This window comes from Dyella terrae, from assembly GCF_022394535.1.
Taxonomy (GTDB): domain Bacteria; phylum Pseudomonadota; class Gammaproteobacteria; order Xanthomonadales; family Rhodanobacteraceae; genus Dyella.
This window is the reverse complement of record NZ_CP089414.1, coordinates 2,158,502-2,181,057: the sequence shown is the minus strand read 5'-3', so window position 1 is coordinate 2,181,057 and position 22,556 is coordinate 2,158,502. Positions and strand designations below refer to the sequence as shown.

The 22,556-nt window shown below is 61.5% G+C and carries 21 protein-coding genes; 9 read left to right on the top strand and 12 right to left on the bottom strand.

Annotated features, from left to right (window positions below):
• Nucleotides 1–33 precede the first annotated feature (33 nt).
• From DYST_RS09355 to DYST_RS09345, 3 genes are all read right to left on the bottom strand, one after another.
• Complete coding sequence (locus tag DYST_RS09355; RefSeq protein WP_233202265.1) at nucleotides 34–384, bottom strand: PsiF family protein; 351 nt, start codon at nucleotides 382–384, stop codon at nucleotides 34–36.
• Between the two features lie 216 nt (nucleotides 385–600).
• Nucleotides 601–3,417, bottom strand: a complete 2,817-nt coding sequence (locus DYST_RS09350) for a lamin tail domain-containing protein (RefSeq protein WP_239951502.1) — start codon at nucleotides 3,415–3,417, stop codon at nucleotides 601–603.
• A 213-nt stretch (nucleotides 3,418–3,630) separates the two neighbouring features.
• Nucleotides 3,631–5,127, bottom strand: a complete 1,497-nt coding sequence (locus DYST_RS09345) for an aminotransferase class III-fold pyridoxal phosphate-dependent enzyme (protein WP_102301308.1) — start codon at nucleotides 5,125–5,127, stop codon at nucleotides 3,631–3,633.
• 287 nt (nucleotides 5,128–5,414) lie between these two features.
• Between DYST_RS09345 and DYST_RS09340 the strand changes: the two genes are divergently transcribed.
• The 9 genes from DYST_RS09340 to DYST_RS09300 all read left to right on the top strand — a co-directional run bounded on the left by DYST_RS09340 (nucleotide 5,415) and on the right by DYST_RS09300 (nucleotide 15,937).
• Nucleotides 5,415–6,329, top strand: coding sequence for an ABC transporter ATP-binding protein (locus DYST_RS09340; protein WP_239951500.1), 915 nt, complete (start codon nucleotides 5,415–5,417; stop codon nucleotides 6,327–6,329).
• Nucleotides 6,329–7,117: an ABC transporter permease gene (locus tag DYST_RS09335; RefSeq protein WP_239951499.1), complete on the top strand. Its 789-nt coding sequence runs from the start codon at nucleotides 6,329–6,331 to the stop codon at nucleotides 7,115–7,117. Before DYST_RS09340 ends, DYST_RS09335 begins: the two co-directional genes overlap by 1 nt.
• Before the next feature lie 93 nt (nucleotides 7,118–7,210).
• A complete protein-coding gene (locus tag DYST_RS09330) occupies nucleotides 7,211–8,374 on the top strand; it encodes a sensor histidine kinase (RefSeq protein WP_239951497.1) in 1,164 nt (387 codons plus the stop codon).
• Nucleotides 8,371–9,552 carry a sensor histidine kinase gene (locus DYST_RS09325; protein WP_239951495.1) on the top strand — a complete coding sequence of 394 codons (1,182 nt, stop codon included), beginning with the start codon at nucleotides 8,371–8,373 and terminating at the stop codon, nucleotides 9,550–9,552. The genes DYST_RS09330 and DYST_RS09325 overlap by 4 nt, the downstream gene beginning before the upstream one ends.
• The gene (locus tag DYST_RS09320; RefSeq protein ID WP_102301313.1) at nucleotides 9,549–10,151 is read left to right on the top strand and encodes a response regulator transcription factor; all 603 of its coding nucleotides are present in this window, start codon (nucleotides 9,549–9,551) and stop codon (nucleotides 10,149–10,151) included. Before DYST_RS09325 ends, DYST_RS09320 begins: the two co-directional genes overlap by 4 nt.
• Before the next feature lie 68 nt (nucleotides 10,152–10,219).
• The gene (locus DYST_RS09315; protein ID WP_239951493.1) at nucleotides 10,220–11,416 is read left to right on the top strand and encodes a DUF3142 domain-containing protein; all 1,197 of its coding nucleotides are present in this window, start codon (nucleotides 10,220–10,222) and stop codon (nucleotides 11,414–11,416) included.
• Nucleotides 11,417–11,487: 71 nt separating this feature from the next.
• The gene (locus DYST_RS09310) at nucleotides 11,488–13,944 is read left to right on the top strand and encodes a hypothetical protein (RefSeq protein WP_239951491.1); all 2,457 of its coding nucleotides are present in this window, start codon (nucleotides 11,488–11,490) and stop codon (nucleotides 13,942–13,944) included.
• A gap of 55 nt (nucleotides 13,945–13,999) precedes the next feature.
• Entirely contained in the window at nucleotides 14,000–15,034 is a 1,035-nt protein-coding gene (queA, locus tag DYST_RS09305; protein ID WP_239951490.1) for a tRNA preQ1(34) S-adenosylmethionine ribosyltransferase-isomerase QueA, read from the top strand.
• Nucleotides 15,035–15,682: 648 nt separating this feature from the next.
• A complete protein-coding gene (locus tag DYST_RS09300) occupies nucleotides 15,683–15,937 on the top strand; it encodes a hypothetical protein (protein ID WP_239947309.1) in 255 nt (84 codons plus the stop codon).
• A 1,111-nt stretch (nucleotides 15,938–17,048) separates the two neighbouring features.
• On the opposite strand, the gene DYST_RS09295 is transcribed toward DYST_RS09300, so the two are convergent.
• From DYST_RS09295 to DYST_RS09255, 9 genes are all read right to left on the bottom strand, one after another.
• Nucleotides 17,049–17,264 (bottom strand): hypothetical protein, encoded by a 216-nt coding sequence (locus DYST_RS09295; RefSeq protein ID WP_239951488.1) that lies wholly within the window; start codon nucleotides 17,262–17,264, stop codon nucleotides 17,049–17,051.
• A 140-nt stretch (nucleotides 17,265–17,404) separates the two neighbouring features.
• A complete protein-coding gene (locus DYST_RS09290; protein WP_239947301.1) occupies nucleotides 17,405–18,193 on the bottom strand; it encodes a hypothetical protein in 789 nt (262 codons plus the stop codon).
• A 164-nt stretch (nucleotides 18,194–18,357) separates the two neighbouring features.
• Entirely contained in the window at nucleotides 18,358–18,663 is a 306-nt protein-coding gene (locus tag DYST_RS09285) for a hypothetical protein (protein WP_239951486.1), read from the bottom strand.
• An 84-nt stretch (nucleotides 18,664–18,747) separates the two neighbouring features.
• Complete coding sequence (locus DYST_RS09280) at nucleotides 18,748–18,990, bottom strand: hypothetical protein (RefSeq protein ID WP_239951484.1); 243 nt, start codon at nucleotides 18,988–18,990, stop codon at nucleotides 18,748–18,750.
• Between the two features lie 143 nt (nucleotides 18,991–19,133).
• Nucleotides 19,134–20,384, bottom strand: coding sequence for a DUF418 domain-containing protein (locus DYST_RS09275; protein ID WP_239951482.1), 1,251 nt, complete (start codon nucleotides 20,382–20,384; stop codon nucleotides 19,134–19,136).
• 102 nt (nucleotides 20,385–20,486) lie between these two features.
• The gene (locus DYST_RS09270; RefSeq protein WP_239951480.1) at nucleotides 20,487–20,801 is read right to left on the bottom strand and encodes a hypothetical protein; all 315 of its coding nucleotides are present in this window, start codon (nucleotides 20,799–20,801) and stop codon (nucleotides 20,487–20,489) included.
• Nucleotides 20,802–20,892: 91 nt separating this feature from the next.
• Nucleotides 20,893–21,165 (bottom strand): hypothetical protein, encoded by a 273-nt coding sequence (locus DYST_RS09265; protein ID WP_239951478.1) that lies wholly within the window; start codon nucleotides 21,163–21,165, stop codon nucleotides 20,893–20,895.
• Nucleotides 21,166–21,231: 66 nt separating this feature from the next.
• A complete protein-coding gene (locus DYST_RS09260; protein WP_239951476.1) occupies nucleotides 21,232–21,705 on the bottom strand; it encodes a hypothetical protein in 474 nt (157 codons plus the stop codon).
• 82 nt (nucleotides 21,706–21,787) lie between these two features.
• Complete coding sequence (locus DYST_RS09255; RefSeq protein WP_239951474.1) at nucleotides 21,788–22,339, bottom strand: T6SS immunity protein Tdi1 domain-containing protein; 552 nt, start codon at nucleotides 22,337–22,339, stop codon at nucleotides 21,788–21,790.
• Nucleotides 22,340–22,556 lie beyond the last annotated feature (217 nt).

Genomic DNA, 22,556 nt, shown 5'->3' with positions numbered 1-22,556 from the left:
CCAAGGCCGGCACCCTCGCAACACGCTCGGGTTTTAGTGAGCGGCGCTGGGCTGGCTGCTCAGACAGGTGCTCATGAACTGCTTGCGTGCGTCGCCCTTGAGCGACTTGGCTTGCGGGTCGGCGTTACAGGATTTCATCTTTTCCTGTTGCGTCATCTTGGTTGGCGCTGCGGCCGGGCTTTCGCCCTTCAGGCAACTGCTCATGAAGGTCTTGCGGTCGTCACCGGTCTTACCCGTCGCCTGCTTGTTGCAGTCAGTCATGCGTTGCTGCTGTGCATTCTTGGCAGGCGCGCTGCTGGTTGCGGCCTGGGGCGCGGCGAAAGCGGTGGATGCGGCAAATGCCAGCGCAACGCTGGCTACCATCAGGCTCAAACGCGAAGACATGCGGGTACCCTCCTTGATGACCGGCGAGTGCCGGTGGCGCAAGTCTATGCCTGCAGGCAGGCTGTCGGGGAGGGTCATTCCCGGCCAGCGCTACAGATCATTCAGCCATGCAGCAGCCTGATATCCCCGTGCTGGAAGCGAACGGTGTCACCGGCCATAAAGAGAAAAGCCACGCCCGGCGACGGGCGTGGCTTTTCAGTGGGCAGGGGTCAGGGCTTAGTGGCCCCAGCCGTGTCCTTTGCCGTGGTCATCGTCGTCATCGTCCCGATGCTCGTCGTAGCCACGGGGCTTCTGTTGGCCCAGCTTGCCCGGTACGAACAGATCCACCACGAAGCCGTCATGGTCGGACACGCCGATCGCCTTGCGCGCGTCAGTGGCCGTGACAGCGTCGGCGGCGGTCTGTGCCGGTGCATCGAGGTCGGCACGGCCGTACTGCATTTCTACGAAGCGAAGTCGCGCGGCATAGTTCAGCAGCGCATGGTCCAGCACCTGCACGGTCGGCACTTCGCGCCCCGAGTTGCCGGAGCCCGCCTGGGTATAGCCCTGGATGGGACCGAACTTCTCGGTGAACAGGAACGAGTAGCGATCGTTCTTTGGCACCGATTCCACCGCATTCCACAACGCGGGCTGCACGATGTTCTTGCCGAGTTTCAGCTGGTTCTCGCTGTCTTTGTACTTGCCAGAGATCAGCCCGACCACGTCGACCCAGCCATCGCTGAACTGATAGGCATTGAAGTCGCCCACCACCATCAGTGGCTGCCACGGATTGGTGGTCTGCAGCTTCTGCACCTGACGAGCCAGCGAGGATGCCTGCAGGAATCGCTTCTGACGGTCACGCACGGCGCCAGCGTCATCCTTGTCAACATTGGTGCGCGCCTTGGTGTGCACCGAGATCACCTGGAAGCGCACACCACGGGCCTCTGCGGTGAGCAATAGCGGCGGGTGGTCGTGCACGAAGGCGGTCTGTCCGTTGTCGTTCCAGTTTTCGTCGGCAGCCAGTTGCTGCACTGACACCACGCGGACGCGGTCGCTGCGTACCAGGAAACCCACGTTGATGCCGCTGGGGTCATGTCCCGGCAGCAGATAGGCTTGGTACTTGGTGCGGTACTCGCCGTTCAACTGCTGGGCGAGGCCCTGCAACACTGACAGGCTCTTTACTTCCTCCACCGACAACACGTCCGGCAGTTTCAGCACGGTGCCGATGTAGGCCGACAGACGCTGCGTCTTCAGGGCTACCTCGTCAGCGGTCGGCTCCTTGCTGTTGCCGCTGCAGGTGAAGGTGGTGTTGAAGTCGCTGTCGCAGAAACGCTCGGTGTTGAACGCGCCGATTCGCAGTGCGTAGGGGGCGGTCGGTGACACCGAACGCGGCATCTCCGCCGCACGCTTGAGCGTGATCTTGGTCGGGATAAAGGTGTACGCGCCGAAGTCGTACGAGATGACACCTTCCGCGCGGAACGTGCTGCCCGCCACGAACGGGGTATTCGCCGGCACGGCACCGAAGTCCGCCGTGTTCATCTTGAACACTTCAGGGTTGCCGCTCCAGTTGGGCAGTTCCACGCCCGCGGGCACCGGCACGCCGTAGCGCACTCCCGGCAGACGCAACGAACGCTTGCCGTTCGCCGTGATGCTGACTTCGGCATACGGCTGCGTGCTGAAACGCTTGTTACCCGTGTTGATCATGCCGTTCTCGATCACCACGCGCATGCCAACGAAGCACTGGAAGTTGGTGGCGCCGCACGACAGCTTGTCGGGATTGGACGAAGGGATCTTGTCGCCAAACACCACCGGCGCCGGCAGGCGGCTACCGTGTGCCTTCACGGTGACGGTCGCGTTCTTCAGTTCGGGCAGGTTGTAGTAGTTGTCGACGGTGGCATCCACATCCACCACGTCGCCCACTGTCGCGGTCGGCTTGCCGCCGGTATAGACGTAGATGCCGTTGGAGGTGAGCGGATCGGCGTCGGCGCGTGCATCCGGCGTCTGCATGGTGAAGCCCGCGGGACCGACAGCGGTGACGACGTTGGCCGTGGTCTTCACCGGTTTGCCGACCAGCGGAGAAATCTGTTCGCGGCCCTGGATCTGCCAGATCTCGGCAGCAACGGGGATGTTGTAAAGGATGGCGCCCAGCGCAGTGTCGCGCGCCAGCGGGATGTTGCCGCCCGGCTGGCTGAGCTTCACCTCGAAAGCCTTGTCGTCGCTCGGCGTGGTACGGCCATGCACCACCACATTGAAGCTGGCCTGGGTCTGGCCCTCGGCGATCTTCAGGGTGGTGTCGAGTGCGTCGTAGTCGCCATTGGCAACGGTGGCCGTGCTGTCGTGGGTGGTCGCCTGCACGGTCACGCCGCCGGCCGGAGCGGGCTGAGTGAGGGTGACGGTGAAAGGCATCTTGACGTCGGTGGCGCCTTGCACGGTGACGCTGGCGTCGGCGATGGAGAACGACTGGCCCATCACCACGCAGGTGCTGGTGCTGTTGTGCGGCGTGGTGGGCGAGACGACGACGAAGTCCGCTTGGTTATTGCCGGTGTTGCGCGGCAGGCCGGCGGCGTCGGTGCTGCGGGCATAGCCCTTGTCGGCGTTGGTGGTGCCCAGCGAGGCTAACGGCGTACCCGCCTGATAGGCCGAGCCGGCCGACAGACCCACTTGGTCGATCAGTTTGCCCGCACCATTGAGGATGGCCAGGCCGCCGTCGTCGGTGACGCCAGTGCTGTACTTGATATCGCCGGCCACATTGCCGGAGTAGCCGCCGCTGGCGCCATTGGCCAGCAACAGGTAGCAACCTGCGCCGATGGACGTGCCGCTGGGCAGCGTCAGGCGTGTGCCTGCGGTGCCGCTCGCGTTGGATGCGTTGAACTTGTAACCGGACAGGTCCAGCGCCTTGCTGCCGCTGTTGAACAGCTCGACGAATTCGTCGTTGCCGCCGGCCGGACCACGGACTCGAAATTGGCTGATGCTCAGATCGTCTGCGTGTGCGGCAGTCGCCGACAGCATGACGAGCAGCGCTGCCACAAGGGCGCGCCGGACGTGCGTAGCTTTCATTAACCACTCCCTTTACCTGGGGCCGGGATGGACCCATCGGGGACGAGGCTAGTAAGTTATTGCGACAGTTTCGCGAAGGAAGTCGCGACTTCGTTCGTTTTTGCGAAGTCTGTTGCGCTTTTCAGGGCTTCCGCATCAAGCGGACGCGGCGCAATGCGGGGAAGCAGCCAGCATCGCCGCCGTCGGGCGGGCGATGCTGGCTCCGGGTGTGGCTTATGCCGCTTCGGACTTGAGCTTGCGCGGACCGTGCAGCAAGGCCTGGCGAACGTGCGAAACAACCAGGTCGACCTCGTCGCTGCTCACCAGGAAGTGCGGGGTGAAGCGCAGCGAGTTGGTGCCGCCGTGGATCACGCCCACACCGCGCTCGCGCATGTATTCCTCGATGGAGTGCGCGCCGTAGCACTTGAACTCCGGCGACAGCTCGCACGAGAACAGCAGGCCGGTGCCCTGCACCTTGGTGATCAGGCCGCCCAGCTCGTTCTTCAACGTGTTGAGCTTGTCGACGAATTCCTTGCCGCGCACGCGAATGTTGTTGCGCACCTCGTCGGTGAGCTCGTTGAGCGTGGCGAGCGCCACGTCCAGCGCGCGCGGGTTGGCCGTCATCGTGTTGCCGTAGATGCCCTTGCGGTACAGGTCGGCGGTACGCTCGGTGACAGCAAGCACGGACAGCGGATACTGGCCCGCGTTGAGTGCCTTGGAGAAGGTTTCGAAATCCGGTGGCGCGAGCTTCTCGAAGCCGGGATAGTCGGTGATCGACAGCACGCCGTGCGCACGCAGGCCGGCCTGGATGGAGTCGATCAGCAGCAGCGAACCGTGTGCTTCGGTGAGTGCGCGGGCCTTCTGATAGAACTCCGGCGTCACCGCGCGGCCCGGGTCGCCTTCGCCCATCACGGGTTCGAGGAACATCGCCTCGATGAACCAGCCGTTCTTGTCCGCGTCGGCAAACACGGCTTCCAACTGCGCCATGTCGTACGGCTGCACGGTGAGCAGCGTGTCCTCATGGCGATAGCTGGCCAGGTGCTGCAGGTAGGTCTTGCGGGTGGAATCGGAATAGAGCGCCGGCTTGTCGGTGCGACCGTGGAAGGCACCCTTCACTGCGACGCGCTTGATGGTACGGCCCGCATGACGGCCGCCCGCATCGGTGAGCAATTTGGCGTTGACGTCGGCGATGCGGCAGGCGAGGCCCACGGCTTCGGAGCCGGAGTTGAGCGCCAGGTAGCGGGCGTACGGGTTGCTGCCGCGGTTGCGGCCCAACTCGCGGTCCATCGCCTTGGCGAAACGCATCTGCGAGATGCTCGGCGTCATCACGTTGGCCATCACCTGCGGGCGTGCGAGCGCCGCGTCGATGGCCGCATGGTTATGGCCAAAGCCAAGCATGCCGTAGCCGCCGTTGTCGTGGATCACCGCGCCCTTGAAGCTGACCACCCACGGGCCGCGCGCAGCCGCCGGCAGGTACGGGTTGATGGCGTCGTCCGGATAAAAATTGACGAATTCCGTCTGCGACTTCGTCAATTGCTCGGCTTCATCAAGCTTGAGGAAGTCGCCCAGTTCGCTACGCAGTTCGCGGTGACGCGCTACCGCGTCGCCGATGGCCTGCGCCAGTTCAGGGTGGCTCACCGCCAAACGCTCGATGGTGGCGTCGTCGAGGCCAGTAGTCTGCGGTGCGCCGCCGAATTCGCGCAGTTCGCGCAGCTGATCAATCACGCCCATGGGTTCCTCCTTCAAGGTCGACTTGCCTGCCGTCCCGATGGCATGCGTATCGACGTGTCAACGAATGCATGGTGGAAACGCGTGACTGTTCAGCGTTTCCGTGATCCGGGGGGGATCATGTCGCATTGCGATCCATCACGGATGTGGCAACGCAACGACCTACTGAGCATAACTCGGCCTTGTCGCCGCCGTAACCCCGGGTGACGCTTGTCACCTGCGTTCCCTGACGTGGGCAACTGCTGACAAACCCTTGCGCTGCCTAGCATGGCGGGTAGGAAGGAGGAGCCATGACCAAGCCCGTCGAAGTCATCGCCAGCTTGTCTGGCGCCATCAAACGTTACGGTGTTTTAACAGCGCTGGACGGTCTCAATCTCATGTTGCACCGCGGCGAACTGCTAGCGCTGCTCGGTCCCAACGGCGCAGGAAAAAGCACAGCCATCAGCCTATTGCTCGGGTTGGTGCGCACGGACGCCGGCAAGGTGGAACTATTCGGGCGTGACCCGCAGCAGATCGATGCGCGACGACGCATCGGCGTGATGCTGCAGTCAGCCTCTTTGCCGGCAACCTTGCGCGTATCTGAACTGTTGCGGCTGACCATGAGCTACTACCCGGCGCCGCGTTCGTTGGACGAAACCGCGCAACTGGCCGGCGTCGCGGATCTGTTGTCGCGCCGCTATGCCGCCCTCTCCGGTGGACAGCAACGCCGCGTGCAATTCGCGCTGGCGATCTGCGGTCGGCCGGAGTTGCTGTTTCTCGACGAGCCCACGGTCGGCTTGGACATCGATGCGCGACAGACCTTGTGGGCGGCGATTCGCCATCTTGTTGCGGAAGGCTGCGCGGTGGTGCTCACCACGCATTACCTGGAAGAAGCCGAGGCGCTGGCGCAGCGCGTGGTCGTGCTCGGCAAGGGTCGCGTGCTGAGCGACGGCAGCGTCGATGCGCTGCGCTCGCGCGTGGTGATGACTCGCATCCGTTGCATCAGCGATCTCGATGCGGCGGCGCTGATGCGTTGGCCGCACGTCTCGCATGCCGAGCGCGATGATGCGCATCTCCATATACACAGCGACGCACCAGAAAAAGTACTACGCCGCCTGCTTGATGCCGACCCGGCCTTGTCGGAACTGGAAGTACGCCGCGCGGGCCTTGCGGAGGCCTTTACTGAGTTGACCCGCGAAGACGCCGCTGAAAAGGAGGTCGCGTAATGTCCATCACCGCCATCGATGCCAAGTCGCTTACGGGCGATATGCCTCTACGCCGCCTGCTTGGCGCCTACCTGGCCGAAGCACGCAGCGAATGCGTGCGCTATCTTCGCGCCCCCGGCTTCCTGCTGCCGGTGTTGTTGTTTCCGACCATGTTCTACCTGCTGTTCGGCATCGTGATACACCAGAACGCCGAAGGGGACGCCGCGCGTTATCTACTCGCGAGCTACGGCGTATTCGGCGTGATGAGCCCTGGCCTGTTCGGCTTCGGTGTCTCGCTCGCCATGGAGCGCGAGAACGGGCTGCTCACACTCAAGCGTGCGCTGCCCATGCCGCCGGGCGCCTACCTGCTTGGCAAGATGGTGATGGCCATGCTCAGCTCCGGCGTGATCGCCGTGCTGCTGTTGGCGATGGCCATCGGTCTTGCACATGTGCCGCTGGATGCCGCGCAGGCAGGGTGGTTCCTCGCCACGAGCATGTTGGGCGTGTTGCCGTTCTGCGCGCTGGGCATGCTGGTGGGTACGCTGGTGAAAGGGCAGGGCGCGCCGGCCATCATCAACATCATCTATCTACCGATGTCCTTCCTGTCCGGCCTGTGGATTCCGCTGCCACTGCTGCCGTCCGCGCTGCAGCGGATCGCGCCCATCTGGCCGAGTGCGCACTTGCAGGCGCTGGCGCTTCGCGCGCTTGGCATGGGGCATGCCGCGGTTGGTTCCAACGTCGCCGTGCTGTTGATCTTTGGGCTGGCGTGCTTCGCGTTGGCGGTACGCCGCCTGCGTCGCCTCGGTTGAAGTAGCATGCGCAAAGGGCAGGTGGATCAAGGGGAGATAGACACAGTGCGAGAGCGGCTGCGAGCTTGGTTTACCCCTGCGCCAGATTCCCTGGTGGCTATCGGCGTGCAGAAGGGCAAGTCGCCCTGGACGGACGCCATCCATCTGCTGTGGTCGGTCTGGGTGTTCGTGACCCCGGTGTTCGACAAGTACACGTGGCGATGGGCGCTGCTCACGCTGATCACCTATCCGATCTTCCTATTCCTGTACGCGCAGTGCTGTGTGTCCTCGCGCCGCCGCTCGCGCTCTTTCGCGCTGGCGTTGGTCGCCCTGTCGCTGGTGTTGTTGCCGTGGTACTCCAGCGCGCTGACCTATTTCGTGTATGGCACCATCATGTTGCGCAGCTGCCGGATGGAGCTGCGTCGCTACATGGCCTCACTGGTGCTGCTCAACGCGGCGCTCATCACCGAGGTGATGCTGCTGCACTACGTGTGGCAGGCGGTGATTTGGATACCGGTGACGTCGATCATCATCGGCCTGGTCGTGCATGCCGAGCGTTTGAGCGATGAGAAAGAAGCCGAGTTGCGCCTTTCGCATGAGGAAGTTCGCCGGCTTGCTGCATTGGCCGAGCGGGAGCGCATCGGGCGCGATCTGCACGACTTGCTTGGACACACCTTGTCGCTGATCACGCTGAAGCTGGAGTTGTCGCGCAAGCTATTCGACCGCGACAGCGAGGCAGCTAAGCGTGAGTTGGCGGACGCAGAGCGGGTGGCGCGGCATGCGTTGTCTGAAGTGCGTACAGCCGTATCCGGTATCCGCGCGACGGATCTCGCCGCGGAGTTGGCGGCGGCACGGTTGATGCTGGAGTCCTCGGCAGTGTCGTTCGAATCCGGAGAGCTACCGCCTTCCCTGCCGGTGGAGGTGGAGCGGAGCTTGGCGCTGGTGTTGCGTGAAGCGGTCACCAACATCGCCCGCCATGCGCGTGCCAGCCGGGCGCGCGTGAACGCCGTCGTGGTCAATCAGAGCCTGCGCCTGAGCATCGAAGACGACGGGCGCGGCGGCATCGATGTACACGGAAACGGCCTCAAGGGCATGCATGAACGCGTGCGCGCGCTGGACGGCACGCTGGTGGTCGTTTCTCCGCCGGGGCAGGGCACGCGGTTGGAGATCACCGTGCCTCTGCGTTCGCGTTCGGTATTGCGTGATGTCCTGGCGGAAGGTGGGGTGCCGGAAGGCCATGCCACGAATTGGACGCCGCAGGAGCGGCACGCGACATGAAGGCCTGGTTCGATACCCATCCCGATTCCCTGCTAGGCAAGCTGGGCTCGCCCAGTTACCTGCGCTGGGAGTCCATGGCGAACTTGTTCTGGGTGATTGCTTTGTTCGTCGGTCCGATGATCGATGCCGGATCGAGCTGGAAACGCTGGCTGCTCCCGACCCTGATCTCCGCACCGCTGTACCTGTACTTCCATTACCGGGTGTACACCGGACCGTATCGCTTGCTACCCATGTACGCGAGCGCGATGGCGGTGTTGGGACTCATCGTGTGGCCGTTCAATGGCGTGGCCATGGGTTATCTGGTGTCGGCGGTGATGTGCCTGGCCTATCTGCCGTCCTTGCGTCGGTGGCTGGCTGCGCTGGCGATACTGGCCGTTCCAACCGTCATCATGGCGCAGCGGCAGCACATATCGGCATGGATTCTGTTGCTGGTGGGTTTTGTGGCCGTGATGTCCGGCTTCGGGCATTTCCTGCGCATGAACAACCATCGCAAAGACGCTGCATTACGCCTGTCGCAGGAAGAAGTCCGCCGCCTTGCCACGTTGGCCGAGCGCGAGCGCATCGGTCGTGATCTGCATGATTTGCTCGGGCATACATTGTCGTTGGTGGCGCTGAAATCGGAGTTGGCGCGCAAGCTGGCCTTGATCGATCCGGAACGCGCCCAGCGCGAGATGGAGGAGGTCGAACGCGTCGCGCGTCACGCGCTGGCAGAAGTGCGCACAGCCGTCACCGGTATGCGGCGCGGCGATCTCGCGGCCGAACTGGTATCGGCACGCCTGATGCTGGAGGCCTCGGGTGTCGACTTCAACGGCGCCTTGCCCGATGACGTATGCGTACCCGCACAAGTCGAGGCCCCGCTCGCGCTGGTGCTGCGCGAGGCGGTGACCAATATCCACCGCCATGCCAAGGCGCGTTCGGCGAAGGTGGGTTTCACCGTCGAGAAGGGACGCCTGCAGATGCAGGTCAGCGACGATGGTTGCGGCGGCCTGAGCGCGCACGGCAATGGCGTCAGCGGCATGCGTGAGCGCATTCAGGCCTTGGGCGGAAGCCTGCAGATCGAGTCGCCGCCGCGTCGCGGTACGGTGCTGACGGTGCAGGTGCCCTTGATCAAGAAAAACATTATGGACGCCGCGCCCCGTGCGCCGTCCGTCGAGTCGAACAACAGGAGTGCTGCATGATTCGTGTATTGCTGGCGGAGGACCAGGCGATGGTGCGTGGCGCGCTGTCCGCGCTGCTCAGTCTCGAAAGTGACATCGAGGTGCTTGGTTCCGCAGCGGATGGCGAGGCTGCATGGAGGGAAGTGCAGCGGCTGAAGCCCGACGTGCTCGTCACCGACATCGAGATGCCGGGCCTGACCGGGCTGGAACTGGCTCAGCGCATCCAGCGCCATGAGCTGCCCATCAAGGTGATCATCGTGACCACGTTTGCTCGTCCGGGCTTCCTGCGTCGCGCGCTCGATTCCGGCGTGTCGGGCTATCTGCTGAAGGATGCACCGGCAGAAAATCTCGCTGAGGCCTTGCGCATGGTCCATCGCGGTGGCCGCGCCATCGATCCGCAACTCGCACTGGAGGCATGGTCGGAGGCTGACCCCCTCAACGATCGCGAGCGGCAGGTATTGCGCCTTGCTGGCGAAGGACAATCAGCCAGCGATATCGCCGCCCAGCTCAACCTGTCGCACGGCACGGTGCGCAACTATCTGTCCGAGGCCATCGGCAAGCTGGGCGCCACCAACCGTATCGAAGCCTATCGGCTGGCCCGGCAGAAAGGCTGGTTGTAGCCAGCGCCCGCGCGTTCGGGTGCAATAGCGCCAGGAAGGTTTCCGGCGAGTGCATCTTGATTCCCTTGTTGTCCCGATGGATCGGCCGGTTGGCATGGCTGTTGGTTGCTGCCGCTGTTGCAGCGTGCACGGGCCGGTCGACGCCGCTCGCCAACGATGCCTACGTGTGGCAGCGACAGTGGGCGCCTGCGCTGGTGCGCGCCGTGGCCGAGGATGGATCATCCGTACGCGCATGGCGCGTGCTGGCCGGCGAGATGGATGGGCAAGGGCGGTGGCGTGTGTTCACGCCCGACTGGAACGCGCTGTCGGCGAGCGGCAAGCCCGTCGTTGCCGTGGTACGCATCGAGGGCCAATTGCAGCAGTGGGACGAGGCGACGCTGCTTGCGGACGTACAGGCAGTCCTCGCTGCGTGGCGGCAACAGAAGTTCGTACTGGCCGGCATAGAGCTCGATCACGATTGCGCTACCTCGCGGCTGCTTGCGTACACGCATTTCCTTCAGGCACTGCGGCCATCGTTGCTGCCCAACGAGCGGCTGTCGCTGACGGCCTTGCCGACATGGCTGGACAGCCTCCATCTGGACGCGTTATTGGCGCAGGCGGACGAAGCCGTATTGCAGGTGCATGCCGTGCAATCGCCGCGTGCCGGGCTGTTCAATCCCGACTCTGCACGGGGCTGGTTAAGCGCCTTTGCTCGGCATACCCACAAGCCGTGGCGTGTGGCGCTGCCAGCCTACGGCACGCGCGTGAGTTGGGATGATCAGGGCCGCGTGTCGGCGATTGAAAGCGAGCGGCTGACACTGGTCGGTGCCGAGGGGGCCAGCGAACTGTTTGCCGACCCGCGCGTGATGCAGCGCTTCGTCTCGACACTGGAATCGGATGCGCCGGAGGGCTTGGCCGGCATCGTCTGGTTCCGCCTGCCGACGGGCGAGGATGCACGCGCATGGAGCGAGGCCAGCTGGCGGTCCGTGCTTGGCCGGGTGCCGTTGCAGGCTTCGCTGACTGCCATTGCCGGCGGCACGGACGATCCGCATCGCTATGACGTGCGGTTGGTCAACGAAGGCGACGCGGATCTGCCGCTGCCTTCACTCGTCCGCGTCGAAGGTTCTTGTGCGGCGGCTGACGGCATCAACGGTTATGGCCTGCAACGTAGCGGACAGGGTCTGTACCTGCAGCGCACGCGGGTCGGCGTGCTGCGAGCAGGGCGCCAAGTTGTGGTGGGGTGGCTGCGATGCGATACGCCGCCAACGCTTCATGTTGAATCCTGAGCTCGATTTGCAGGGGCTTTCCGCCATAATTGCGCGGTCTGGGCGCGGAGCGCCCCCTATCAGGTAAAACCATGTACAAGCGCCCATGGATTGTCGCTGCGGTGGTGGCCGGCCTCGCCGGTGCCGTTGCCTGGGCTTGCGGCCCGATGTTCCCCAATCAGTTGCTGGATCAGCGCGAGGCGACACTGAAGTCCGTGCCGCAGAACAGCTTCGCGTTCGAGGCGCAGCACCTGTTGCCGGCCACCGACAAGCTGGTCAGTAACGAGCCCCCTCCGTACGGCGGCGACGACAAGAAGAACGACGAAGCCGAGGCGAAATCGCTGGGCGTGAGCGTGGCGCAGCTGGCGCGCATCAAGTCGTTGCGGGATCTACATACCGGCGACGAGGCGTTCGAGCAGGGCAAGGATCTGCCCGCGGACCTGCGTGCTTATGTGGCCGGCGCGCTGGATTTCAGCCGTGACCAGCAGGACGAAGCCGCTGCCCGCTTCGAGCAGGTGCTGGTCTTGCCGCCGGATCAGGCCAAGCTCCGCTCGGTCTGGGCCGCCTACATGCTGGGCCGCATCCATGCGGCGAAGGCCAATGGCGCGGCGTCTAACGCCACTGTGTTCCAGCGCGAACGCGCGGCGGCGGCCAAGGCCTTCGGGCTCGCCCGCACGCGCGCGGTGGATGGCGCATCCGATACGCAAGGGTTGGCTGTTTCCAGCTTTGGCGAGGAAGCGCGGCTCTATCTCTACGATCATGGTACGCAGTGCAGTTGGGGCGTTCTGTACGGCGCGTCGGAGGATGTCGTCGATGGTGCAGACGGCGACAGTGACAAGGACAACCAAGCCCCGGCCAAGACCGATGGCTGCGGCAATGGCCTGACGGCGGACGACCTCAGGCGCGCGATCACGCTCTACGCGGCGCAGGCTGGGCATCGGTCGGACAGTGCGGTGAATTCGCTGATCGCCGTGGCCGACTTCAGCATGCGCCAGCCGCAACTGATCGATCCGCTGATCGACAGCCCGGTGCCGCAGCGTCTGCTGGTCGCCTATGCACTGGCGCGCATGGAGGGTGCATCGGACGACACGTCCGCGAGCACCACCACGGCCGCGACCAAGCCGAAGATTGATCCCCGCCTGACGACACTCGTGCAGGCCATCGAGAAGCGCGGGCTGGACCATGTGGTCGGTGCGGACCGGCTTGCCTCGCTGGCCTACCAGGTGGGCAACTACGATCTGGCTGCGCGGCTGGTCGACAAATCCTCCGGCCCGCTGGCCGAATGGGTGCGCGCGAAGCTTGCGCTGCAGAAGGGCGACATGGCGGCGGCGAGCGCCGCGTACGCCGCGGCGGCGAAGGCCTTTCCGAAAACGGACGATCCGCAGGCCGCCATCGAGCCGGCCAACGCGCACCTGATCTCCGGCGAAGACGGTGTGCTGGCCCTCGCGCGTGGCGAGTACGTCGAGGCGATGGGCCATCTGTACGACGCGGCGTCGGCCGTGGGTGGTGATGGCAATGAGTACGAGGATGAAGGCGACGCCGTGGGCATGGGCTATGGCAACGATGCCTCCTACGTCGCCGAGCGCGTGCTGACGGTCGATGAACTCAAGAGCTTTGTCGACGCACATGCACCCGAGTCGCCCAATCCGCCCAAGGACAAGCAGGCCGACACGTACTACCGCATGCAGTTTCCTTTGGCCGACAACGTGCGCTGGTTGCTGGCGCGTCGCCTGATGCGTGCGGGCCGCTACGACGAAGCGTTCGCGTACTTCCCCAAGGATGACGATCCGCGCATCACCACGCAGGACGACAACGGCAAGTCGGAGCTGGCCAATCTGCGCAGCAAGGCCCGCGCCTACGCCAAGGCCATGCACGACGGCCAGCACGCGTGGACGGACATCGGCAAGGCGCAGGGCTTGTATGCCGCCGCAGCGATCGCTCGCGAGAACGGCATGGAAATCCTTGGCTACGAGCAGGGTCCGGATTTCCAGGGCAACGGCGGCTCGTTCCAGGGCGGCAGTGGCCAGATGCCTGACTCGCTGAAGCAGCATTACGTGACCGACGGCGAGCGCCAGCGTTATGCCGAGAGCGTGGCCAAGCCCGACTATCGCTTCCACTACCGCTACATCGCGGCGGACGAGGCATCGCAGGCCGCTGACTTGCTGCCGCCCCGTTCGCAGGCCTTTGCTGCGGTGCTGTGCAAAGCCACCGGCTGGATGCTGGACGGCCCGCCGGATTACGAGGATCACTACCAGTACTACGGTGATCCCGCACCCAGCCAGCCGTCCGAGCGGGAGCGTCGTGCCATGGCGTTCTATCAGCGCTATGTGAAGCAGGGTGCGTACGTGAGCTGGGCGACCGACTTCGGCCACACCTGTGAAGAACCGAATTTCGACAGCGCTCGCGCGCTCAAGCGGGCCCAGCAGGTGCGAGCGGTGAAGCACGCTGTGCGGCACTACTTCCCGTACGAACTGGGGGCTTTCGTGCTCGTCGTGGCTGGTTTCGCGGCTTGGCTGGTGCGCCGCAGGAAGCGCAAAGCCCAGGTTTGAAGGGCAGGGCGGGGTTTTGCGCGATAATGTCCCATTCGACGCAAGTACCCCGCCCGTGAAGAAAACCGATTTCGATTTTGAGTTGCCGCCCGAGTTGATTGCCCAGGCACCGCTGGCCGAGCGTTCGGCCAGCCGCATGCTGGTGCTCGACATGGAGGCGCAGGCGCGCCAGGACCGCATGTTCCGCGACCTGCCAACCTTCCTGCGCGAAGGCGACTTGCTGGTGTTCAACGACACGCGCGTGTTGCCTGCGCGCCTTTACGGGCGCAAGGACACCGGCGGACAGGTGGAAATCCTGATCGAACGCGTCACCGGCGCGCACGAAGCCACCGTGCAATTGGGTGTGAGCAAGAAGCCAAAGGAAGGTGGGCGTATCGAACTGGCCGACGGCAGTCATGCCGTGGTGCTGGGGCGCGACGGGCCATTTTTCCGTTTGCGCTTCGAGTCGCCCGATCCCCTGGAACGCCTGCTGCTGCGTCTGGGTGAAATGCCACTGCCGCCGTACATCGAACGGCACGCGGATGCCAGCGACATGGAGCGCTACCAGACCGTGTTCGCACGTGAGCCCGGCGCAGTCGCGGCACCCACCGCCGGCCTGCATTTCGACGAGACCATGCTCGCGACCTTGCGTGAACTCGGTGTCCAGTTCGGCTACGTGACCTTGCACGTGGGTGCAGGCACCTTCCAGCCTATACGCGCGGACGACATCAAGGATCACCAGATGCACCGCGAGTGGCTCAACGTGGGCGCGAGTCTGGTGGAGCAGATCCGCCGCACGCGGGCGGCGGGCAATCGCGTGATCGCGGTAGGCACGACGGTGGTGCGCGCGTTGGAAAGCGCCGTACGTGAAGGCGAATTGCAGCCTTTCGCCGGGGAAACGCAGATCTTTATCTTCCCCGGGTACCGGTTTTCCAGCGTCGATGGCCTGCTGACCAACTTCCACTTGCCTCAGTCGACTCTGTTGATGCTGGTATCGGCGATGGCGGGGCGCGACTTCATGCTGGCGTCGTACCGACACGCGGTGGAGCAGAAGTATCGGTTCTTCTCCTATGGGGATTCGATGCTGATTCTGCCGCGAGGTGGTTCTTAAGCTCCCTCGCCCCTTTGGGGAGAGGGTTGGGGTGAGGGGAGGGTGCTCGCCTTATGGTTTCATCTTTAGCCGTCATCCCGGCGGAGGCCGGGATCCAGTGGCGTCAGTGGTTGGTCGTCGCCTCGTGCGTTACCGCGATCGGGCCGCTTGCGCAGCGGGCGTTTCGATCGTCTGCCGACGCTCGAGTCACTTTTCTTTTGCTGGCCCACAGTCAAGTCTATATAAACCATGCAGGCTGGCCATGCAGTGCGTTGAAAAGTTCTGTGCGATGGCCGACAGGGTTTCCTCTCGATCCGTCGAACGAAACCCGGTGCATTCCGTGCACCGAACGAGCAGGCCGACTGCAGCTCTTGTGGTTGGGCCTGGCGGTGCTGGAGCGCCCCTCCCTTGCATTTACTGGGGCTAGATGCGGCAGTTAGGCGCTGAGACGGATCAGCGCATCCAGGGCCAGTCAAGCCATTTTACGCATCCTACTAACCTGAGAAGTTCTGTAGAGCCTCCCACAGAACAGCTCGTCCTTGCTCGGCGCACGGAGCGTGCGCGACGCTTTATGGCATGACGATCACGACAAGGGATACCCCACGACATGCCTCATGCTCTAGCACCTTACGCCCTGTGGAAGACGCTCTTGCCAGGGCGAGTCTCGCCATGATCGGTGTTCCCGCTACCGGTGGACTGGCCAGCGTGACCCTTTCGGCGGTGTGCTTTGAAGGGTTGTCCGTCCGGACACACGAAGGGCGTAAAGCACAGCTTGCGATTATCGACGAGCACGGCAACGTGATTGAGGCCGGTCCCACCGTGGCCAGGGAAGCCTGGAATGTCACGCTGGCCTGCTACAAGAATTTCCTGATCGGCGAAGGGCATCTTCGCGTGTTCTCGAGCCCACCGGCTGGGCTGCAGTAAGGCATGACCGAGCGGCCTCATGGCCGCTTTTTTTTGCCCGCCCCTTGCCAGGGCTTGCCGTGAAGGCCGTTTAAGACCCTGGTGCGTGGCTAACGCTTGACCCTTATGTTCCATCACGGCCAACGGGTCGACCGCCATCCAAGGACATGCCAACCGATTATGAGCCGCCTCACCGGCTTATCGCATGGCGCGGGGGCATGGCTTCGGCCCCTACGATTGAGCCCCTATCCACGCCATCGCTCCTTCGGGGGCGTCATAGGGCGACGTCCTCGACAGGGCTGAGGGAAGAAACGAACGAGATGGCTCTCGCCGATACGCGAACGACGCAGGTGGGGCCTCCGGTACGCGATCCGCAGCCCGGGGGAACGGCTCTAAGTGGCTGTCGATGGTGAACGGTGACGAACGAGGAAGGCCATCCCGTATCCTTCGTCGCCCCAATGGGTGGCTTCGTCGGAAAAGGGTAATTTTGGTAATTTTTCTGACGGATCGCCCGATTTATCTTTAACAACAGCGAGTTGGGTCGTGCGGCAAAAGGTAATCAAAAGGTAATTCAAGGGTGATCCGATGACCCTCACGAAAGGTAATTTTTCTCTTTATTTTTACTGGTAAATTCAATTACTTATCAAGAAGGGTAATTTTTATTACCTTGAAATTACCTTTTTGAATCATGCCTATTTATCCGGATATTCAACGAGTTAACCTGCCTTTCGGGAGGCCGATTACCAAAATTACCTTTTCCGGAACCGATACCGGTGGCGTCCTTCGCCATGGCTGGCCCGAAGCGACCGGAGGCCCCCGCTGATCGTGGACGAACGGCGCGAGTCGTCCTGCTAAGGGAGCGCCCTTGGCGACCCCCTGCCGCTGCATCGCCGCGATGCATCCATCGCCGGCCATCCGGTGGGCTCACTACAGTCCACGGGTGCATCAAACTGCATCACGCCACGCGCCCACGAGTAACCGATGGCCCTACGTGTGGCGCCATTTGGCCAGATGCATCACCTGCATCAAAAGCGGCGGGAGAAGCGCGCAGGCGAGGAGGGGGGATGACCGCGCGCGCCGAGGGCAAGTTGTCCTGCGTAGGGCGGCGTCCGCCTTGGGTTGAAAGCGGACCTTAGCCCTGCGGCACTTTCGCGCTGATCTTCGAAGAAACCCAAAGCGCAATGAACGCTGCCAGGCCAAACACGATGGAAAGTGAAACTTTGGTCCAACTCGTGACTCCGACGGAACCGGCGGCGACCGCGTAAGGATCTGTGGCCGTAAGCCCACAATAGAGCGATAAGACGGCCAGACAAACCGCTACAAGATTCATGATCAGGCGCTTGCTCATATCGACCTCCCAGTTTGACAGGCATCGTAAACCGATCCTTCAAAGCCTGGCTTCGTGACTGATGCACTATGAAGTAGGACCGCTTCGGGTCGATAGCAGACACTACTGAAAGTCACATCATCAGCCTTGGCCGAGCGGCGTCAGATTCCAGCATGCAAGGACCGGTAGCGCCCGGTTTTGGAATCAAGTTGAAGGTGTATCACTTGGTCCGGAGAGCTCTTGGTGTAGCAATTCAATTGAACTGAGCCAGCCTCTCCATCACTCTGAACGTTCATGTAAATCGGCGTCATGTAGAAGCCAAAATAGCAATCCTGTGCCTCTTGATCCAGGGCTTTACCCGCTTTTCCGGTCCAGATGACCTGATCGGTCTTTCCCGTTCGTTTGTTGACCACGTCAATGTGATCGACGAGCAAGCCGTCGCCGACCTTCCTGTAGATGCCGAAAAAACCGTGCGTCGCGGTTTGCCCCCAATAGGGGATGACCAACTCGCCGTGGATGTTGGCGGTTGACGACGTATCGTCTAACGCGCCGACTTCCTTCAGGGCAACATCATAGCGGTGGGCGCCATCGCTCCATGTTCCACGCAAATGGTCGCCGTCTGCCGCGAGTTGAAACGGACAGGTGTCGGCAGAAAATGCCGCGCCCGTAGCTATGTGCTTGTCGAACTCAGCCGCGTTATGGACTTCACATAGAGCGATCACGCCTCCGGTGGCCTTTCCGTAAAGCGGGATCGGGGCGCGATGACTGTCGTAGTAGTAGCTTCCTTCCAGATTCTGTCCGGAACCAAAGGTGTAACTCTGAAGCGAGGCGTGTATCGGCAAGCTGCCAACTTGCCCTTCATAGTTGCGGATGACATACCAGCCGGCGTGCGCCGAAACCGCGCATGACATCAAGCCGACCACACTCGCTAAGCGCCCTACAGATCTCATTACAAGGCTCCATATGTCAGAACGTCCCCTTTGAACCGGGTGCCGGTATTAGCGGCAAGGTTCCCCTTGTAAGACGCCAAGGACTTTCGCCCCAGACTCAACGGGCAATGCCCGTGACGGCGATGTCTGCTTTGGGTCGGAAGCGGACGTATTTCGTATCGCGGTTACAGGCGTTCAACAATGGGCTCGCCTGGACTCCGCCAGAAGACGCGGTCGACCGAACCGGCAACTAGTCCCTCAGCCGCAAGAAGCTCAAACACGTCGGAGGGCGGATTGGGACCTGCGGATACGAACGGTACTTTCAGGGATTGCAGGGACGTCAAAACGTTGGCCAGTTCTGGCTTGCCGGAATAAGCGATAGCAACCGATTGAGTGCCTGGCATCGTCGTTCCTTCGAGCCTCTCACGCAGCCCGTCGGACTCACAGTGAACGATGACTGCTCTGGCCAACACGCTCTCTACATAGTCCATCACTACCCCTGTTTCATTCGCAAAACATGGCTGTGGAAAGGTCCCCTCCGGGTCGGATGCGGACGTTGGTTACTAATGCTGGCCTCAGAGGGCATTCCGGGCGAATCCGGCAACAACCACGCCAAAAGGCAAGAAAAATAAACCTGCAACGGCGATGGCTCTGCGCTTGGCACCGTGAAATGCAAGGCCAGAAAGCCAAAGCGAGAGTGCCGCAACAGCAAGCCCTACACCTGTCATCAGCGTCGCTCTTGCGTAGTAAGCCGCTTGCCAGTCCCCAGGACTGGTACGACTGAAGTCCCGTATCGACATCAGGTATCCGTAGCCCATAAGAAACCACCCAACGAGGATTAGGGCTAAAGCGAGGTTCGCGCTAGTGCTCGGCTTCAACGGATGATCTCCAATCTCTTGTTAGGACGGCACGGCCATGTCTGCTCCGGGTCGCAAGCGGACCCATTGACGCGAATCCTACGTTAGATCGAGGTGCGAGCCGCTCCTCTTATAATGTCGTGGCTAATAGCCATCGGCTGGCGTACCCCGTACATCAGCGTCCTCCATAGCCACTCGATGGGCCCAAATCGGTATCGGCGCAGCCACCAGACGCTAAACACCATTTGGCTCCCGTAGACCACGGTTCCGAAGAGCAAAGTCCCCGCTAATCCGAATCGCCCGAAATAGCCGAGTCCGTAGCCGAAAAATACCCAGCTGAAGATCACGGATTGCAACAGATAGTTCGTAAATGCCATGCGTCCAAGCGGAGCGAATACGCCAAGGACACTCCGAGCACTCGTGAACTCAACCAGCGAAATAACTGCTGCCGCATAGCCCAACCCCATGAAAATGCCTGCGGCGTTGGAAAGACATGAGGCTGTTACAGCGGGCATATTCCACGACGTAACGGCGTGAATCGTAGCGGACGAATTCAGGAGAAGCCCCAGCGTCAAGCCAAGGCCGATCACGACAAGCAGAAGGGCTTTATGCCGGTGAGGGCTCCGCAGCACGCCGGCACGCCATGCCAACATGCCCACCGCGAACAGTCCTAACGTGCGAGAGAACACGAACTCATGCAATGGTAGGACATAGGGAAGTTCGTTCCAGCTGAAACGCAGGATTTGCCCGTACGAACCGGTTGCATAAACGCTATTCGCCTCGAGCACGTGCTGCTGCATCATGGCCAAAGAGGGCCAAGGGATTGGTATGGGGAGTGCCGGCATGGCGATGTAGAGCGCCAGTAGCCCAAATGCGGCAAGCGCTGTGCTCCAAGTGGGTAGCCACAGCAGCGGCAACACCACGAATCCGGCCAAAGCATACTCAGTCAGGATGTCGCCGTTCCAAATAAGTAGAAGATGAACTAGACCGATCGCCAGCAACGCAAGCAAACGCCGCATGAGTAGACGCAATCGAGATCCGCTATTCCCCAGGCGTTCCGACTGGATGGCCAGCCCCACGCCAAACAGGATCGAGAACAATGCGAACGCCTTCATCTCCAAAAATATCGAGATAAAATTCTGAAGCGTGCTGTCGATCGGTGATAGCAAGGGCTGTGTAGGAAGAAACTGCTGGAACAGTGATACCCGGAACTCTTCGACCAAATTCACCGCGAGCACGCCGAATAGGGCGATTCCTCTAAGCATGTCAATGGCGTGAATGCGGTCCTTCGCATTGACTGGCTTAACCACGCTCTTGGTCGATAAACCTGCTTCCTCAGTCGTATCTAGTGACATCAAAGCCCCTTATGCGAAATTCGGCGAACGACATCAATGGCTCGGAAGCGGACATCACACGGTTAGGTCCGCTGTGGGTCGGAAGCGGACATTTTGCACTTGCTACTGACCGACCTTCTCTCCGATGTAGCGCAATAGCGGCGCAGCATGGATAAGCATGAGCGAAGGCCCCTCAACCTTGATATCACCTTCCTGCTTTCGAAGGTTGAGGAGGAATTCCCAGCTGTCGCCAAGGCTTCCAACCAGATCAGCCTTTGGCACGTCTTTGGCCATGTCATACAAAAGATCGCTGTCGACATTCCAGTAGTAATCCTGGTCAAGGCGAAGTTCGCGGCCGTTTATGGCCTCAACGTGGTCCAAGAGATCGCTCACGATCCTACGCAGCTCGCCGATGTCCACCACGGGATACTTGATCATTTGGCACCTGTGAAATTTCGGGCTTTTCTTTGCATCTCATGGAGCCTGACGCTCAATGGCCGATATCCGCTTCGGGCCGGAAGCGGACGTTTCAATCAATCGCAAGGTTGTCGTTCAAAATCCACTGAAAACGAACCTTAAAGTCATCGACACACTGCTGGCAGACCCAGTGCCGCCCATCCGATGTACACCACCCAACATGCAGTTCGCCAGGCAGATCAAGCCTCGCGAACTTGGCCCAACAGAGTGCGCAATGGTCATGATCGTCACGGACGGAGGCCTGAGTCCATTCGCGATGTATAAGCGTGACGCCGATTAGGTGATCTGCCTGATCGGTGAGCCAGCTGTCATCCTTCTCGGCCATGTTTTCCCCCTTGAAATCTGCCCCCTGGGTCGGGAGCGGACGCGCCGCAGCCAGTCCATCGATACTTCAAGCTTTTCCGTGCGCCCAAATTTGGTATGCCCGAAGAAATTCATCTTCGCTGCCAGTCGCTTCGATTTCAGCGGTTTTCAGCTCAATCATCGCACCTATAAGGACCGCAATCGCAGCTCTCTGTGCCGCATTGCAGTACGTATAAAGCTTATTGTCTAGCCCGCCGGAATAGAGATGAAATAGCAGTTGGTAGCCGTACCAGTCATACCCGTAAGGCGGATCGGTAAACGCTAGCCGAGCAAGCGAAGGCATGTAGAACGCCATGCCTTCGGCGCTTGAAAAGCACATTGGTTCCCACCCGGGATTTCCAACGTCTTGAAATGTGAGCGTCTCACGATTGCGATTTCTTAGAAGCTCGTCATGCTCCGCGCACTCACCGCAATGCGTGAAGTTCGTGAAATGATCAGGCTTCGCCAGAAAACCGAAGGCCTCGTCTACGGCCGCAATTGCCTCAGACTGCATCACCATCATCGAATCCTTGACCAGATTGGCAGACTACCGTGTTTCACCTTAGGAAGGTCCGCTTAGGGTCGGAAGCGGACATTACGAACGGTTAGCGGCGCCTTGCCCGCTCAGCCGTCATCGCTATCTCGACAGCCTGACCCAGAAGATTTGTGTAGACATCCAGCGAGCCTTTTTCGTACGTGTCCACAGCGCCGCTGCCGCCCAGCCGCTGCCAAGGTTCGGCTATGAAGCATTCCCCATAGCGAGGAGGTTGTAAGCGATCACACAAGCTCACAAAAAGGGGGCGATGGAGAACTTCATCCAAGATCTCCCCAACTGTAATGAAGTTAGTGAAGAACCATTCGAGATCCGTTCCGACAAATGTCGAGCTTCCACGCTGGACCTCCAAGAAGTAGATCCCCGAGTACTTCTCTGACCAAAAAAAGAGGTCTCCCACGCTGCTCGCAACCAAGGCAATCGCATCTTGGCCCAGAAGCCAGCGCCAAGAGCGAAGCACCTGAGTTGACAGCGAGTGGTCGAGTACAGAAAAGAGACCTTCATTGAACCGACCTGCTGACGGCACAAGTGCACTGATCAACGCAGGCGGAGGTAGAGGGCTGACCTCGTCGGCTGAGAATGTCTGATCAAAGGTGAGGGTCAAGGTCCTTCTCGCATTTCGTTAGCTGTTTTAGCCAAGGGGCCTACTTGCCATGTCCGCTTCGGGTCGGAAGCAGACAATCGCATTTGCCCATCATCAAATTTCAGATCACGACTTCGCTATGTGTTGCGATCCCGCGATGCAACATTGCTTGGCGATGCCGCTGTGAAGAACAGGATGAGGCCCACAAGCCATATCAACATCCACCAATCACAGTAGA